13 protein-coding genes are annotated in these 15,746 nt (G+C 66.4%); 5 read left to right on the forward strand and 8 right to left on the reverse strand.

Going from position 1 to position 15,746, the window contains the following annotated elements; genetic code table 11:
* Positions 1-67: 67 nt before the first annotated feature.
* Positions 68-847 carry a 5'/3'-nucleotidase SurE gene (surE, locus tag FOZ70_RS06295; protein WP_059652574.1) on the forward strand — a complete coding sequence of 260 codons (780 nt, stop codon included), beginning with the start codon at positions 68-70 and terminating at the stop codon, positions 845-847.
* 201 nt (positions 848-1,048) lie between these two features.
* On the opposite strand, the gene FOZ70_RS06300 is transcribed toward surE, so the two are convergent.
* The 7 genes from FOZ70_RS06300 to FOZ70_RS06330 form a co-directional block, all read right to left on the reverse strand.
* Positions 1,049-1,870: an SDR family oxidoreductase gene (locus FOZ70_RS06300; protein ID WP_219705215.1), complete on the reverse strand. Its 822-nt coding sequence runs from the start codon at positions 1,868-1,870 to the stop codon at positions 1,049-1,051.
* Between the two features lie 252 nt (positions 1,871-2,122).
* Complete coding sequence (locus FOZ70_RS06305) at positions 2,123-4,768, reverse strand: GH92 family glycosyl hydrolase (protein WP_219705216.1); 2,646 nt, start codon at positions 4,766-4,768, stop codon at positions 2,123-2,125.
* Positions 4,769-4,835: 67 nt separating this feature from the next.
* Positions 4,836-7,295, reverse strand: a complete 2,460-nt coding sequence (locus FOZ70_RS06310; RefSeq protein ID WP_219705218.1) for a GH92 family glycosyl hydrolase — start codon at positions 7,293-7,295, stop codon at positions 4,836-4,838.
* Between the two features lie 328 nt (positions 7,296-7,623).
* A complete protein-coding gene (locus FOZ70_RS06315) occupies positions 7,624-8,091 on the reverse strand; it encodes a cupin domain-containing protein (RefSeq protein ID WP_048021426.1) in 468 nt (155 codons plus the stop codon).
* Between the two features lie 239 nt (positions 8,092-8,330).
* Positions 8,331-9,683 carry an aminotransferase class V-fold PLP-dependent enzyme gene (locus tag FOZ70_RS06320; RefSeq protein WP_060086059.1) on the reverse strand — a complete coding sequence of 451 codons (1,353 nt, stop codon included), beginning with the start codon at positions 9,681-9,683 and terminating at the stop codon, positions 8,331-8,333.
* A gap of 25 nt (positions 9,684-9,708) precedes the next feature.
* Positions 9,709-10,008: a metalloregulator ArsR/SmtB family transcription factor gene (locus FOZ70_RS06325; protein ID WP_021160594.1), complete on the reverse strand. Its 300-nt coding sequence runs from the start codon at positions 10,006-10,008 to the stop codon at positions 9,709-9,711.
* A 174-nt stretch (positions 10,009-10,182) separates the two neighbouring features.
* Positions 10,183-11,070 carry a LysR family transcriptional regulator gene (locus FOZ70_RS06330; RefSeq protein WP_048021423.1) on the reverse strand — a complete coding sequence of 296 codons (888 nt, stop codon included), beginning with the start codon at positions 11,068-11,070 and terminating at the stop codon, positions 10,183-10,185.
* A gap of 133 nt (positions 11,071-11,203) precedes the next feature.
* Here FOZ70_RS06330 and FOZ70_RS06335 point away from each other — a divergent pair, with 133 nt between their 5' ends.
* From FOZ70_RS06335 to FOZ70_RS06350, 4 genes are all read left to right on the forward strand, one after another.
* Entirely contained in the window at positions 11,204-12,241 is a 1,038-nt protein-coding gene (locus FOZ70_RS06335) for an aldo/keto reductase (protein WP_219705219.1), read from the forward strand.
* A gap of 211 nt (positions 12,242-12,452) precedes the next feature.
* A complete protein-coding gene (locus tag FOZ70_RS06340) occupies positions 12,453-12,929 on the forward strand; it encodes a GNAT family N-acetyltransferase (RefSeq protein ID WP_219705222.1) in 477 nt (158 codons plus the stop codon).
* 305 nt (positions 12,930-13,234) lie between these two features.
* Entirely contained in the window at positions 13,235-13,498 is a 264-nt protein-coding gene (locus FOZ70_RS06345) for a helix-turn-helix transcriptional regulator (protein ID WP_042975682.1), read from the forward strand.
* Between the two features lie 2 nt (positions 13,499-13,500).
* Positions 13,501-14,844: a type II toxin-antitoxin system HipA family toxin gene (locus FOZ70_RS06350; protein WP_021160599.1), complete on the forward strand. Its 1,344-nt coding sequence runs from the start codon at positions 13,501-13,503 to the stop codon at positions 14,842-14,844.
* A 42-nt stretch (positions 14,845-14,886) separates the two neighbouring features.
* Here the strand turns inward: FOZ70_RS06350 and FOZ70_RS06355 are convergent, their stop codons facing one another.
* Positions 14,887-15,612, reverse strand: coding sequence for a class I SAM-dependent methyltransferase (locus FOZ70_RS06355; protein ID WP_059858002.1), 726 nt, complete (start codon positions 15,610-15,612; stop codon positions 14,887-14,889).
* Positions 15,613-15,746 lie beyond the last annotated feature (134 nt).

Genomic DNA, 15,746 nt, shown 5'->3' on the forward strand with positions numbered 1-15,746 from the left:
ATGCTAGCCTTGCGGGTGTACCCGCGATGCCATCTCCCCTCATTGCCTACCTGCGAGGATCGTCCCGATGCAAGAAACCCGCCCGCTGTTCGATCGTGTCCTGCTCACCAACGACGACGGATTCGACGCCCCCGGCCTTGAAGTGCTCGAACAGGTCGCCACGCAACTGGCGCGCGAAGTGTGGATCGTCGCGCCGGCGGAAGACCAGAGCGGCACGTCGCATTCGCTGAGCCTGCACGAACCGCTGCGCGTGCATCGCAAGGGCGAACGCCGTTTCGCGGTGCGCGGCACGCCCGGTGACTGCGTCGCGATCGCGATCAGCCACCTGATGAAGGATGCGCGGCCCGACGTCGTGTTGTCCGGCGTGAATCGCGGCGCGAACCTCGGCACCGAAACGGTGTTCTCCGGCACGGTCGGCGCCGCGATGACGAGCATGCTGGTCGGCGTGCCGGCCATCGCGCTGAGCCAGGCCTTCACCGATCGTAATGCGGTGCCGTGGGGCACCGCGCTGGCGCTCGCGCCGGACGTCATTCGCCGGCTCGTCGCCGCCGGCTGGGACCGCGATGCGTGCCTCAACGTGAATTTCCCGGCGCGGCCGGCCGAGGACGTGCGCGGCCTGAAGGTGACGAACCAGGGGGCCGGTACGCTGCAGGGCGTCGAGATCGTGTCGGGCCGCGATCCGCGCGAGATCGACTATCACTGGCTGAAACTCGCTCGCGCGCCGCGTGAGGACGATCCGGATTCGGAAACGGTCGCACTCGGCGAAGGGTATGTCGCCGTCACGCCGCTGAAGTTCGAGCGCACGCACGACCATGCGCTCACGCAACTGCGGTCGCGCCTCGGCTGATCCGCGTACGGAGGCAAAAAAGCGGTCGCGGCAATCGCGTGCATGATTCTTGCGCGCGGCTGTCCGGCCGCGACATTGCGTCACCGCATCGCCAAAACACCGCGACGCTGTATCCCCACATCACTTGCATCACTGCACTACCGCACTACCGCATCACTGCATCACCGCATCACCGCATCACCGCATCACCACTTCACCCCATCACGTCAGGTTCATTCCCCCATCGAGCATCACGATCTCGCCCGTCACGTAATCAGACGCGACGAGCATCGCGACCGTCTGCGCGATGTCATCCGGCGCCGCCGCCCGGCGCATCGGCGCGCGCTCGCGCCAGAGCTGCTGCGCGTCCGTCCAGTCGGCCGTGAGCGGCGTATCGACGAGCCCCGGTGCGACCGCGTTGACGCGAATCGCCGGCGCGAGCGTGCGCGCGAGCAGCCGCGTCGTGTGATTGAGCGCGGCCTTCGCCGCCGCATAGGGAATCGACGCGCCCTTCGGCCGCACGCCCGCATGCGAACTGACGTTCACGACGCACCCGGCCCGCCCGTGCGACGCCGCCTCACGCAGCGCGGCCTCCGCTTCGGCGACGAGCCGGAATGGCGCGATCACGTTGATCTCGTGCATCTCACGCCACACGTCGGGCGTCGCCGCGGCAAGGTCGTCATGCGGAATCACGCGGCTGACGCCCGCATTGTTGACGAGGACGTCGAGCCGCCCGTGCACGGCCAGGGCGTCGCGGATCAGCCGCACGCGTTCGGCATCGTCGGCGAGATCGGCCTGCACGTAGACCGCGCCGAGTTCGCGCGCCATTGCTCGCCCCACGTCCGCCGAACTGCGCGAATGCAGGATCACCGCATAACCGTCCGCCGCCAGGCGGCGCGCGATCGCCGCGCCGATGCCCGACGTCGATCCGGTGACGAGCGCGACCGGCCGATGCAGCCGCGACGCGCGCGGCTCGGCGACCGTTTCGGTTTCAGGTTCCGTTTCGGGAATCGGGGCAGAAATCGGCGGAAGCGGCGCGTCCATGTCGGGGACCCCTGTCAGTGGCGTTCCCGCATCATAAGCGCGATCGGCGCACACCCGGCCGCCGGCACCCACATCCCGGCGACGATCAGCCCCTTGCGGCCCCAGCAGTCGCTCAGCGGCCCGGTGACGATCCGGCAACTTGCCCTGTACGGCCGGACAGACGGCCTCAAGGAGGCGATCCGCTCGAAACCGGCACCACCGGACGAAGCCATTCGGCCCGCATCGAGGCGGGCCGCTCGCTGTTGCCTGCTGCTACTTCCCTGCCAACGCCAGTGAAGGCGCGAGCGCGCTGTTCGGATCCTGGCCGTTCCACTGGCTGACCCAACCATCGTTCGGCGTCGCCCCCATCACGAAATCGAGTGTGCCTCCGGCCTTCATCTCGTCGTAGGTGATGTACGGCCGATGCAGCGGCACGCCGTTCAGGCTCACCGACTGCACATAGCGATTGACCGACGACGGCGCGCCGCCGCCGGCCGTGTGCGCCGTCACGGTGAAGCGCCGCGACTTGCCGAACTTCAACGCACCGCCGTCTCCGCCGCCCAATGCAATCGGGATGTCGATCGTCGCTTCCTCGAACAGCGGCGTGCCAAGGTAGAACACGCCGCCCACCGGATTCAGCGAGTAGATGCCGAGCGCGGACAGCACGTACCACGCGGACAGTTGCCCGCAATCGTCGTTGCCGGGAATGGCCGAATCGCGCACGCGGCGCGGGTCGGCCAGCGCGGCCTTCAGGCTGTCGCCGCTGAGCAGCGCGCGATCGCCGGCCGTCAACGTCAGCGAGTACATGTCGTCCATCACCGTGCGCACGCGATCCTGCGTCTTCGACGGCATGCCCGCGACGTCGTACAGGTACGGCAGATGGTTCGCCGGCTCGTTCCCGGCGAAGAACTGGCCGCTGCGGCCGGTCAGGTCCGGAAAGCCCTGGTTGTCGAGGAAGGTCAGCGGGTTGGCCGGATCGAACGTGCGATCGAGCTGCGCGATGAACTGGCTTTTCCCGCCGAGCAACGCAACGAGCCCCGGGAAGTCGTGGAAGATGTTCCACGTATCGATCCACGCATTCGATTCGGAGAAGTCCGTCTTCTCCGCCGCCGTCGGGTCGAAGCCCGCCACCCAGTTGCCCTGCGCATCCTTCGGCTGCGCGAACTTCCAGCCGTTGTTCAGCGTCGGGTTGAACACGTTCCGGTAATTCTGGCTGCGCTGCAGGTAGGGCCGGTAGTCGGCCGTGCTCTTGCCCGCCGCCTTGCCGACCGCGGCCGTCGCCCAGTCGTCGAACGCATAGTCCTGCGTCGTCGACACCGATGCGTTATCGCCCGCGACCACGTAGCCGCGCTGGCGATACTGGTCGAAGCCGTGCGCGCTCGCGCCTTGCGTGGTGGTCAACGCGGTCCAGATGTCGTCGATGCCCGCGCTCGTCAGGTGCTTCAGGTACGCATCGGCGATCAGCGGAATCGACGGGTGACCGGCCATCGTGAAGGTTTCCGTTTGCGCGAGCGGCCACACCGGCAGCTCGCCCTTGCCGTTCTGCCTGAACTGCGTGAGCAGCGACTTGACCCAGCCGTCGACGCGCTCGGGCTGTACCAGCGTCATCAACGGCGACTCGGCGCGGAAGGTGTCCCACAGCGAGAACGTCGACGAATAATCGAAGCCCGGATTCGCATGCTTGCTCGTCGTCGGCGGCGACGTCGTGCCGTCGTTGGTCGAATCGGTGCCGACGTAGCTGCCGTCCGCGTTGTTGTAGACGGTCGGCGCGAGCATCGTGCGATACAGCGACGTATAGAACATCGTCCGCTGGTCGGCGCTGCCGCCCTTGATCGTGATCCGTCCGAGCGCGTCGGCCCACACGCGTTCGGCGGCGCCGCGCACCTGGTCGAACGACTTCGCTCCGACTTCCGCGGCGAGACTGGCCTGTGCATCCGCGATGCTCGACGGCGAGATGCCGACCTTCACCGTAACCGCGCCGCTGTCGTTGCCGTCGGCGAACGTCAGGTAGGCCTTGAAGCCGTCGGCGCTGAACGCGACGTGTTTCGTATCGAACGGCTTCGAGAAACGCGCGACGAAATACGTCGGCTTGTTGTTCGCCCAGTTGTTCGTGATCTCCCAGCCGGCGATCGTCTGCGCATCGATGACCTGGATCTTGCCGCTCGCGGTCGAGCCGCCGGTCGGGTTGTCGATGCTGACGATCATGCTGCGCTTCTGTGCTGCCGCGCTCGGGAAATACGTGTAGCGATGCACACCCGCATGCGCGGTGGCCGTCATCTCCGCGAGAATCTTCGCGCCCTTCACGTTCCACGGCGTGTTGCCGCTGCCGGCCGGTGCCATCTTCAGGCGGTAGTAGCCGGGGCTCGCGGTTTCGTCGTCGTGGCTGAACGACGCGTTGTAGGTGATCGACGCATCGGCGGCCACCTTGGCCAGCGTCGCGGTGTCGACCGGCGCCAGCGTCGGCAGGAACCGCACTTCGCCGCCCGAACCGATGCCGGTGCCCGACAGGTGCGTGTGCGTGAAGCCGGTGATGAGCGGATCGTCGTACTGATAGCCGGACGTGCGATCCCAGTTCCACGGCAGCGTGTGCGCGCCGCCGGTCGTGTCCGGCCCGAGCTGCACCATCCCGAACGGCACGGTCGCGCCCGGGTACACGTGGCCGTGGCCGCGCACGCCGCTGCCCCAGTCCGCGTTGATGTCGAGGTTCGCGGTGCCGATCATCGGATCGACGCTGCGCAGCACCGATCGCTTGCCCGCGCCGCCGCTCTCGCCCTGGTCGTTCTGGTTGCCCTGGTCGTTCTGGTTGCCCTGCGCGTTCGACATCTGCGCGAGCACGCTCGCATCCGTCGAAGCCTGATCGCCCCCGCACCCCGACAACACGGCAAGGCACCCGATACCCACCACATGACGTAGCTTCATCCGTTCGTCCCTCCCTCTCTCTGCGTCGATCCTGTCGGCAAGAACCGCTCGTTGATCTTCTCGACCGTTACGGCGCGCTGGCCGCCTGCGGGAACGACGGCATCGCGGATGCGTCGGTGCCCCACGTCGCCGCGCTCGCGTCGGCCGTCATCGAATACGACAGCTTTCCGCCCTTCGCGATGTGCTCGAACGGCAGCCACGCGGTCGGGTAAGGTGCGCCGTTCAGCTTCAGCGACTTCACGTAGAACGACGCGGCATCGCCCGAACCCGCGCCCGGCGCGACGATGTGCAGCAGGCGGTAGCTGCCGTCCTGCTGCCCGACGCGCACGACGATCTTCTCGAACTGCGGGCTCGACAGCGCGACGCCGCTCACGCCCGGCACGACCGGGTAGAGACCGAGCGCGGCCCACACGTACCAGCCCGAGATCGCACCGAGATCGTCGTTGCCGGGCAGCCCGGCCGCACCGGTGCCGAACGCGTTCGCGAGCGACGCGTGCAGCACGCGCTGCGTATGCGACGGCGCGCCGGCCCACGCATAGACCCACGGCACGGCCATCGTCACTTCGTTGCCGACGTAGAAGTACGGCTGCACGGTGCCGATGTTCAGGTGCGTGAAGAACGTGTCGAGCCGCTTGACGACCGGTGCGGCGCCGCCGGCCTGCGCGACCACGCCGCCGAGATCGTGCGGCACGTACCACGTGTACTGCTCCGAGTTGCCTTCCATGAAGCCGGTGCCGTCGGTGACCCACGCGCCCGCCGCGGTCTTCGGCTGGATCGCGTTCCTGTCGAACAGGTTCTGCCAGTTGCCGCTCGACTTCAGCAGCGCGCCGGCCGTCGCCGTATCGCCGAGCGCCGTCGCGAAGCGCGACACCGCGAAGTCGCGCACCGCATATTCGAGCGTGTTCGACGCGGTCTGGTTGTCGCCCGGGCCCGACGACGGCACGTAGCCGAGCCGGTCGTAATCCGCGCGGCTGCCCATCACCGGCGTGCCGGCGCATGCGGCGCCCGGCGTCGTGCTGCGCTTCATGATCGACAGCGCGGCCTGCGTGTCGAAGTTCGTCGCGCCGAACGCATGCGCGTTCGCGACGATGATCGATCCCGCATCGCCCGGCATCACGGCCGTCTCGGTATTGAAGTACGCCCAGCGCGGGAACGCGCCGCACGCTTTTGCATCGAGCACGAGCGACTGCACGATGTCGCTGGTCCGCACCGGATCGAGCAATACCTGAAGCTGCATGAACGAGCGGTCGATGTCCCAGCCGGAGAAGTTCGCGTACATCGTGCGGCCTTGCTCGACCTGACGCGTCGGCGCGGCCGATGCGCCGTTCGACGCGTAGAAGTCCGGATACTGGCCGTTCACGTCGTTGAACACGTTCGGGTGCAGCGACGCGTGATACAGCGCGGTGTAGAACTTCGTCTTGTCGGCGTCGCTGCCGCCCGTGACCTGGATCGCGTTCAGGCGCGCGTTCCACGCGGCGCTCGCCGCGCTGCGTACCTTGTCGAAACGCCAATTCCGGTTGCCTTTCGCGTCGGTGCCCGGATTCTCGGCGAGCAGGTTCGCCTTCGCATTCGCTTCGCTGACGAACGAAATGCCGAGCTTCATCATCACGTCCGGGTGCTTGCGGTCGACATTGAACGTCAACGCCACGGGGCTGTCGTTCGACAGCGCCGGCTTCGCCGCGAACGGCTGGCTGAATTCCGCGTAGTAGTAGACGGGTACCGCATGCCCGGCCCAGCAGAATCCGCCGCCCGCGATCGTGCCCGACAACGCGCGATCGCCGACCTGGCTGATCGTGTCGCCCGTCGAGCCTTGCGCGCGATTGTTCAGCACGGTCGGATCGATCGCGATCGTCGCCTGCTGGCCCTGCGCGAGTGCCGGATACGTGAAGCGCGCGAAGCCGGTGCGCAGCGTCGTCGTCAGCTCGGCCTTGATGCCGTTGCCGAGCGTGACACCGTAATAACCGGCCTGCACGGTTTCGTTCGCGTGGCTGAAGCTGGCCGGCGTGCCTGCGTCGCCGGGCGCGAGTTGCGGCATCACGTTCAGATAGCCGCCGTTCGCCCAGCAGCCGGTGCCGCTCAGGTGCAGGATGCTGAATGCGTTGATCGACGTGTCGCCATACCAGTAGCCGCCGGAGAAACCGGAGCCGTCGCCTTTGCGGCTGTCGTATTGCGCGGTGGGCGTCATCGGGCTCCACTGCATCATCCCGAACGGGACCGTCGGCCCCGGGAACGTGCCGCCGCCCAGACCCGAGCCGACCGGGTCGGCCGGCTGGTCGGTCGCGTAGTCGGTGCCGATCAGCGGATTGACGTACTGAACGACACGAATGTCGGCGTTCTTCTTCGCTGCTGCGTTGCCGTTGTCGTTTCCATTGCCGTTGCCGCCGTTGCCGTCTTCGTTGCCTTGCGACTGCGCCGCGGCCGACAGATTCGAAGCGGCTGCCGACGGCGAATCGCCATCGCCCCCGCACGAAGCCAGGCCAACGCAGAGCGCCAGCAGCGCCGCTCCCAACCCCCAGTTCCTCGACATCGCCTGTCTCCGTTTCGTTCTTGAATCAAGCTGTTGGTTCGAACTACTGAGCTTTAAATCAGGAATCTTTTCGTGACTTGTCGCGTACGCGGTCAATCGGTCGAAACTGCCGGACGCGTGTATTTATTTCCGTACCCGGATGCCCGAAAAAGACGTGCCGGCAGGTCGAAATGCCGGCACCCGGGAACGGACAATGCGCACAAGCGTGCCCAAATAAACGTGGTTTCTCTACCCCGTATTTTTACGAATTTTTATTTTGTTTATCTAAACAATATGTAATTGATTCGGTTTTTTATACGGAATTCGACATTGCGAATGCGATTGGCAATCAGGGCTGTTTCGGCAGCTCGACGTAGTCTTCAAGCTCGCCGGCGATATAAAGCCGCTTGCCGATACGCGGGTATTCGCAGACATCGTGTTCGAGCCGCTGTCCGCCGACGAGCAGTTCCAGCGGCGCATCGCCGGTGTTCTGCACCGTGTGCGCTTCACCGCCACGCGGAAAGCCGATGAAATCACCGGGCCCGATTTCACTGACGCGTTCGCCGATCGTGACGGAGCCCGTGCCGGACAGCACGTAGACGAATTCTTCCTCGTACAGGTGACGGTGATACTCGGCCGATTCGTGACCGGGCATCAGCGTGAGCAGGTGAACACCGAATTGCGTCAGGCCGGTCAGGTCGCTGAGTTGTCGTTTGAGCCGGACGGCATTGGGATTCAGCGAATGCACCGCGCGCGTCGGTTCCATCTTCGCGATATCGGCGGCCTTCAGCAGTTCCCGTGGAAAGGGAGTCGACATGGGGGTCTCGCAAGCGTGAATGCATCGGTTGAACGCTGCGCCGGCGCGGCGCGCGAGCGGCTATTGTCCGACATTTTCACGCCGGCAGACGTGGCATTCGCACCGCTGTCGCACGCGGCTCACACACCCCCGTTCGTTGCGCGAGCGCATCGATGCGAATGGTGCGCGCCGCGCTGCACGTCATCGCATGCATGAAGGTTGCGCCCGCCAACCTGACGGGCGCGGACGCCGCGTGACGCTCAGCGCACGTGCACGCCGCGCAACGCCGTCAGCAACGCGACGAGCCGATCGATGTGCGCATCTTCCGTGCGCCACGACGACACGCTGATCCGGAACGCCGGCCGCCCCTGCCACACGGTCGCGCCGAACCACACGTCGCCCGATGCCTGTGCGGCTTCGAGGATCGCCGCGGTTTCGTCGTCGGTGCCGGCGCGCACGAGCACCTGGTTCAGCACGACGCGATTCAGCACGTCGTAACCGGCCGCACGCAGGCCGTCCGCAACCCGCGCCGCCTGCGCGCAATGTCGCTCGACCATCGTCGCCACGCCGGCGCGGCCGAGCGCACGCAACGCAGCCCACACGGGAATGCCGCGCGCCCGCCGCGAGAATTCGAGGTTCAGGTTCTTCTGCGCATCCTGCGCGCCGCTCAGGTAGACGGCGTCGCTGTTCATCGCGGTGGCGAGCGCCGCCGCGTCGCGGCAGATCACCATCGCGCCGTCGTACGGCGTGTTGAGCCACTTGTGGCCGTCGGTCGTCCAGCTGTCCGCGCCGTCGATGCCGTCCGTCAGCGCGCGCTTCGACGATGCGCGTGCCCACAGGCCGAACGCGCCGTCCACGTGCACCCATGCGCCGGCCGCCTTCGCGGGCGGAATCAGCGCCGCGAACGGATCGAATTCGCCGGTGTTCACTTCGCCGGCCTGCACGCAGAGGATCGTCATGTCGTCGAGCGGCGGCAACTGGGCGGGGTCGATGCGGCCGTGCGCATCGACCGGCGCGACGACGATGCGCTTCATTCCGAAGCCGAGCACGCGCAGCGCCTTCTTCACCGTGATGTGCGCGAGCGCGGAAATCACCACCTTCACTTCGGGCGCGCCGATCAGCCCGTCCTCGTCGATATCCCAGCCCTTGCGCGCGAGCAGCGCACGCCGCGCGGCCACCAGCGCGACGAGCGTGCAGGCTGTCGCGCTCGTGCCGAACCCGACCGCGCTGCCTTCGGGCAACGCGAGCGCATCGACGACCCAGCGCGCGGCCTGGCGTTCGATCGTCGCCGCGACCGGCGAATTCGCGTACGACGACGCGCACTGGTCCCACGCGAGCATCAGTCGCTCGGCCGCGGCAGCAGCCGGGAGCGCCGCGCCGATCACGAAGCCGAAGTAGTTCGGGCCGTTCGACGCGACCGTCGCGGGCGTGCCGTGCTCGTCGAGCAGGCGCAGCACGTCGTCGGCCGGGCGGCCCGCGTCGGGCAGCGGCTCGTCGAAAGCGGCGAGGCCGGCCAGCGCGGCCGCGTCGGGAAACGCGCGTCGCTCGCCGGTTGCGGCCAGATACGCGTGCGCGCGCCGGTCGGCGTCGGCCAGCAGTGCAAGTTCGTCCATGTCGGTTGCCTCGGGGGAAATGGAATCAGAGTTGCGAGAGATCTTGGCCGAGCTGCTGCAGCGCGCCGTCGATCCGCTTGTAGTACGTGAACTTGCCGACGCGGGTCGCCCGCACGAGCCCGGCATCCGCGAGGATGCGCATGTGGCGCGTGGTCGTGGCCGGCGCGATGCCGAGCTTCTCGGTGATGTACGTGCAGCACACGCCGAGCTCGTCGAAGTCGCCGTGTGGCTGCGGCGGGAAATGCTTGCGCGGCTGCTTGAGCCAGCGCATCACGGCCAGACGGCTTTCGTTGGCCAAAGCGCTGATGCGGGTAACGTCGTCCATGGGGCGCGGTTTCGTTTGACGTTTCGAATATTAGCTAAATGACGAAATGTGGGCAATCGGTTTGAAGGACGATTTCGGCTGGCGATGTGGCATGCAGGGGCGTTGCGTCGACAAGCGACGCAAGCGCAGCGGGATCGCTGCTTCAACGTTTCGCGACAGCCCGTGTAATCTGCATCACGCCGCAGTCAGTGCCTGCGCCATCCGCTCGATCAGCGCACGCACGCGTCTCGGCTGCGCGGCACTGCCGGGATAGACGATCTGCAAGTCGACGTCGCCCGGCGAGAAATCGCGAAGGATCTCGACGAGCGCGCCGGACGCCAGATCCTGCTCGACGTCGACCAGCGACTTCAGCGCGACGCCATGCCCCGCGATGCACCACGCTCGCACGAGCGCGCCGTCGTTGGCCACGCGCCGGCCGCGGACCATCACGCGCTTCGCTTCGCCATCGATGCTGAACGGCCATTCGGCATACAGGTCCGGCCCGAAACGCATCACGATGCAGTCGTGAGAAACGAGATCGTCCGGATGCGTTGGCGTGCCGTGCGCGGCGAGATACGCAGGCGACGCACATACCACGCGCCGCGCGCGGCCGAGCGAGCGGCTGCGCAGCGAACTGTCCGCGAGCGTGCCGCGGCGAATCGCGAAATCGAGCCCCTGCCCGACGAGATCGACGTAACCGTCGCCGAGATGCAGGTCGACCGTCACACCCGGGTGTTCGGCCAGGAACGCATCGACGACCGGCACGACGCGCTCGCGCCCGAGATCGGCCGGTGCGCTCAGCCGCACGGGCCCCGACAGCGTCTGCACGCCCAGCCGCACGCGGCTTTCGAGTTCGTCGGCTTCGGCCAGCAGGCGCCGCGCGCCGTCGACGAGCGTGCGGCCCTCGTCGGTCAGGCTGATCGCGCGCGTCGTGCGCGTGAGCAGCGCCGCGCCGTAGTGACGCTCGAGCGCCGTCAGTCGCTCGGACACCGTGGCCGGCGACAGCCCGACCTCGCGGCCCGCCGCGGCCAGCCCGCCCTTCTCCACGATGCGCAGGAACAGCGCGAGATTGTCGAGCAGCATTGTTCGCTCCTTCCGAAGGATATTTTCGAAGCCTGCCCGATTATCCGAAATGTCCGCAAGCGATACAGTGCGGCAACGCTCGATGTCACGGCCGTCCACCCCAGCGCTTCGATCATCCACAGGAAACCCCGCCATGGAATACCGCACCCTCGGCCGCTCCGGCCTCAAGGTTCCCGTCCTGAGCTTCGGCGCCGGCACATTCGGCGGCACCGGCCCGCTGTTCAGCGCATGGGGCAACACGGGCGTCGACGAAGCGCGCCGCCTGATCGACATCTGCCTCGAAGCCGGGGTGAACCTGTTCGACACGGCCGACGTGTATTCGGACGGCGAATCCGAGCGCGTGCTCGGCGCCGCGATCAAGGGGCGTCGCGACCGGGTGCTGATCTCGACGAAGACGGGCCTGCCGACCGGCGACGGCCCGAACGACGCGGGCACGTCGCGCGCGCGACTGGTCCGCGCGGTCGACCACGCGCTGCGCCGCCTCGACACCGACTACATCGACCTGCTGCAACTTCATGCGTTCGACGCGGGCACGCCGATCGAGGAAGTGATGTCGACGCTCGACGATCTCGTGCGCGCGGGCAAGCTGCGCTACATCGGCGTGTCGAACTTCGCGGGGTGGCAGATCATGAAGTCGCTGGCGGTGGCGGATCGGCACGGTTGGTCGCGTTACGTCGCGAACCAGGTGTATTACTCGCTCGTCGGCCGCGACTACGAGTGGGACCTGATGCCGCTCGGCGCCGACCAGGGCCTCGGCGCACTCGTGTGGAGCCCGCTCGGCTGGGGCCGGCTCACCGGCAAGATCCGGCGCAACGTACCGCTGCCCGAAGGCAGCCGCCTGCATGAAACGGCGAGCTACGGGCCGCCGGTCGACGAAGAACGCCTGTACGACGTGGTCGATGTGCTCGACACGATCGCGGAGGAAACCGGCAAGACGGTGCCGCAGATCGCGCTGAACTGGCTGCTGCAACGGCCGACCGTGTCGTCGGTCATCATCGGCGCGCGCAACGAGGAACAGTTGCGCCAGAACCTCGGCGCGGCAGGCTGGGCGCTGACCGATGCGCAGGTCGCGAAGCTCGATGCGGCGAGTGCTGTCGAAGCGCCTTATCCGTACTTTCCGTACCGCCGGCAGGCGGCGTTCGCGCGGCTCAATCCGCCGATGCGCGGGTAAGCAACCGCGCCGTAGCCGTCGACGCCTCCCGAACGTGTTGCCGGGTCGGCATGATCCTGTTGCGCGGCTGCTTGCGTGTTGGCCGTGGCACCATGAAATGCTGTCGCCATGGGCCTACCCATGGTGCCGCGAGCTTCCTATCGTAGAGACCTGCGACGCGCCGGCCGGACCGGCGGCGCGCGCCCTCCTCATCGAAAGGTTCGCCAACAACATGAATGCCGACGACACAAGACTGACCGTACGCGCGGTCACTGAAAACGACTACGACCAGTGGCTGCCGCTATGGGACGGCTATAACCGCTTCTACGGCCGCTTCGACGATACGGCCCTGCCGCTGCGCATCACGCAGCTCACGTGGTCGCGCTTCTTCGACGGCTACGAGCCCGTCCATGCTTTCGTCGCGGAACGTGACGGCAAGCTCGTCGGGCTCGTGCATTTCCTGTATCACCGCAGCACGACGCACGCCGGGCCGGTCTGCTACCTGCAGGACCTGTTCACGCTCGACAGCGAGCGCGGCAAGGGCGTCGGCCGCGCGCTGATCGAAGCCGTGTACGACACCGCGCGTGCGCATCGCGCCGAACGCGTGTCCTGGCAGACGCACGAATCGAACCACACGGCGATGCGCCTCTACGACACCGTCGCGGACAAGCCAGGAGCCGTGCTCTACCGGAAGGAGTTGTTGCGCTGAGTACGCGCGGCCGGGCGCTCATCTGCCACCTTGCCCCGCGAAGACGACGGCATGCGCGCCCCTTTCTTCAACGCGCTGAATGCAGGAACACCAACCAGCGTCAGCCCCTGGATAAGCCCGCCCGATTGAATGCCATGATCGATCACAGTCGCGGTTACCTCGGCAGCTTGGTAGCCCTCGAGACACAAAATCTCCGGTTACATCCATTTTTGTATCCCTGAGGCTACAATCCTTGCATGCCATTTTGTAGCAGAAGGGCTACAATTAAAGCCGGTTTGGCGCTTTCTGATGCCTTGGGGCTACAAATGACAACATTGGCCGATGTGGGAGAAATGCTGAGGGATGCCCGCCACGCGGCGGGACTTTCTCAGAGTGAGCTGGCTGAGCACGCCGGTGTCGCACGCACGACGCTCGCACGCATGGAGACACTTGCACGAGGCGACATGAGCGTATCTGCGCTCGTCCGCCTCCTTGAGGCCGCCGGCTACGACCTGCGCGTCGTGAAGCGCGGACACGGGCGCACGCTCGATGACGTGCTGGCCGAACAGCGCACGATGGGAGATACGTGACCATGCGCCTCCACGTGTATGTCAAAGGCAAACTCGTTGCTCACCTCTACCGCCAAGCGGACGACTATGCGTTGCGCTACACCGCAGACGCCCTCGACGCCGACTTTGCCAGCCTGACCATGCCCGTTCGCGAAGATGCCTGGGTCTGGCCTCGCGACCTGCATCCCTTCTTCCGGCAGAACCTGCCCGAAGGGTTTCTCTTTCAAGTGATTCGCGAAGAGTTCGGCCCTTATCTCGACGGAACCGACCTCTCGCTCCTGGCCATCATCGGCGGCTCCGGTATCGGCCGGGTAACAGTCACACCCGAAGGCGGCCCCCCTGGCGGCGAGCTCGACCCGCTCGACCTGAAGAGCCTGCTGCACGAAGACATCACGACCGCCCGCTTTGCGGAACTCGTGCGGTATTACGCTCGCGCCGCCATTTCAGGCGCCGTACCCAAATTCCTTGCGCCTGAACTCCGGTCAGGCCAGGCACCCGTAGGCAAGCAAACGCTACGCACGAGCCGGCACATCGTCAAGGGATCCGACGAGCAAACGCCCTATCTCGGTTTCAATGAGCATTACTCGATGCAGGTGCTGGCAAGACTCGGGGTCGCCCGAGTAGCGAAGACCACGATGTCGGACGATGGCCGTGTGCTCGTCGTCGACCGGTTCGACATCGACGAACAAGGCAAACCAGCCCTTGGCCTCGAAGACGCTTGCAGCCTACTTGGCCTGCCTCCGCATGAGAAGTACCGCCCGTCGACCGAACAGGTCCTCAACGCAACGAAGCCCTACATCGGCCCCGCCAATTGGCGACGAGAGGCCGAGCAACTCGGCTGGCAACTCATCACCAACTACGTCGTGCGCAACGCGGACTGTCACGCGAAGAACATCGCACTCATCTACTCGAACATCGACGACGTCATCTACACACCCGCCTATGACATCGTCACCACGGAGGCTTATCCGCGCTTTGCAAACAACCCGCCAGGGCTGAGCATCGAAGGTCGAAAAACGTGGGCTCCGGGGAAAACGCTGGAGCGCTTTTTCAACACGCGCCTCGGCATCCCGCCAAGGCAATACCGCGAAATGGTCGAAGCGCTGTGCGACTCCGCCGTATCGACAGGGAAAGATATCGTCGAAGCAGCAAAAAACGAGACGCGGTGGCGGTGGATCGCCAAACAGATGCTGCATGCATGGAACGAAGGGATGGGATCGCTTCGCAGCACCAAACCGCAGGTCGCACTCAAAGCGCTCACGCCAATCATCGAGGCCGCCGGTTTCTCGGATGCCGACAAGGCCGACAACACGAGAGAGGTCATTGGTCGCTCGGAATTGCTGGCCAATCACGGCAGGGACAACTGACACCCGCACAGTTCAGCCCACCGACACACGTCCGGGTCGCGCTCACCCCACCGGCCGCGCCTTGATCCACAGAAACAGCGGCACGCGCGCCCATTGCTTCAGTTGATCCGTATCGGCCTGATCGGGCGGCGGCTCGCGCAGCGACACGATCGCGAACCCGGCCGCTTCCAGTGCTTCCATATACGCCTGCAGCGGCAGCGACCAGCCGGCGAAATGCATCGACAGCCCATCGCGCGTTTCCACGCCGGCGAAGTGCTCGCGCCCGAAATAGCTGCCCTTCAGCACGAACGGCGCATCGGGTTGCGGCCCCGCGAAGCCGCCGCGATCGCGGAACGGATGCACGAGCGAGATGAACAGCAGCCCGCCCGGCTTCAGCACGCGGCGCGCCTCGTTCAACGCGCGCTGCATGTCGTCGAGATCCATCAGCACGTTGTACGCCATCACGAGATCGAAGCTGGCCGCGTCGAACGGCAGCGACGCCGCGTCGGCCAGCTCGTAGCGATGCGCGGAATCCGCGTGCCGGGCGGCGTCGAGCATCGCGGGCACCACGTCGGTCGCGGTCACGTCGTAGCCGAGCGCCTTCAGCTCGCGGCTCACGCGGCCTTCGCCGCAGCCGATCTCCAGCGCGCGGCCGGTGTCGCGGCCGATATAGGCCGCGAGCCCCGCGCGGTATTTCCAGAACGCATCGTGCCCGGGCTTGCCGGCCCAGCCGATCCATTGGTCGGCGACCTGTGTCCAGTGTTCGGTGATGGCTTTCGTGTCGGTCATGCGCGCTCCCGCCCGGTGGGCGTCGTTGGCTCAGGATGCGCATGGTAAGCCGATGCGGCGGAACGCGCGACCAGGCTGCACCGCGCGGCCGGTTTCCGTTTCCGGCGGCAACGTTCTACAGTGACATAAAACAA

It is taken from the genome of Burkholderia sp. COPS, from assembly GCF_019425585.1.
GTDB classification, from domain to species: domain Bacteria; phylum Pseudomonadota; class Gammaproteobacteria; order Burkholderiales; family Burkholderiaceae; genus Burkholderia; species Burkholderia cepacia.

Bases quoted from the DNA above. Each gene is read 5' to 3' on its own strand.
- FOZ70_RS06355 (WP_059858002.1), bottom strand. From the start codon at position 15,612: ATGACCGACACGAAAGCCATCACCGAACACTGGACACAGGTCGCCGAC.
- FOZ70_RS06330 (WP_048021423.1), bottom strand. From the start codon at position 11,070: ATGCTGCTCGACAATCTCGCGCTGTTCCTGCGCATCGTGGAGAAGGGC.
- FOZ70_RS06350 (WP_021160599.1), top strand. From the start codon at position 13,501: ATGCGCCTCCACGTGTATGTCAAAGGCAAACTCGTTGCTCACCTCTAC.
- FOZ70_RS06315 (WP_048021426.1), bottom strand. From the start codon at position 8,091: ATGTCGACTCCCTTTCCACGGGAACTGCTGAAGGCCGCCGATATCGCG.
- FOZ70_RS06340 (WP_219705222.1), top strand. From the start codon at position 12,453: ATGAATGCCGACGACACAAGACTGACCGTACGCGCGGTCACTGAAAAC.
- FOZ70_RS06335 (WP_219705219.1), top strand. From the start codon at position 11,204: ATGGAATACCGCACCCTCGGCCGCTCCGGCCTCAAGGTTCCCGTCCTG.
- surE (WP_059652574.1), top strand. From the start codon at position 68: ATGCAAGAAACCCGCCCGCTGTTCGATCGTGTCCTGCTCACCAACGAC.
- FOZ70_RS06300 (WP_219705215.1), bottom strand. From the start codon at position 1,870: ATGGACGCGCCGCTTCCGCCGATTTCTGCCCCGATTCCCGAAACGGAA.
- FOZ70_RS06305 (WP_219705216.1), bottom strand. From the start codon at position 4,768: ATGAAGCTACGTCATGTGGTGGGTATCGGGTGCCTTGCCGTGTTGTCG.
- FOZ70_RS06320 (WP_060086059.1), bottom strand. From the start codon at position 9,683: ATGGACGAACTTGCACTGCTGGCCGACGCCGACCGGCGCGCGCACGCG.
- FOZ70_RS06310 (WP_219705218.1), bottom strand. From the start codon at position 7,295: ATGTCGAGGAACTGGGGGTTGGGAGCGGCGCTGCTGGCGCTCTGCGTT.
- FOZ70_RS06345 (WP_042975682.1), top strand. From the start codon at position 13,235: ATGACAACATTGGCCGATGTGGGAGAAATGCTGAGGGATGCCCGCCAC.
- FOZ70_RS06325 (WP_021160594.1), bottom strand. From the start codon at position 10,008: ATGGACGACGTTACCCGCATCAGCGCTTTGGCCAACGAAAGCCGTCTG.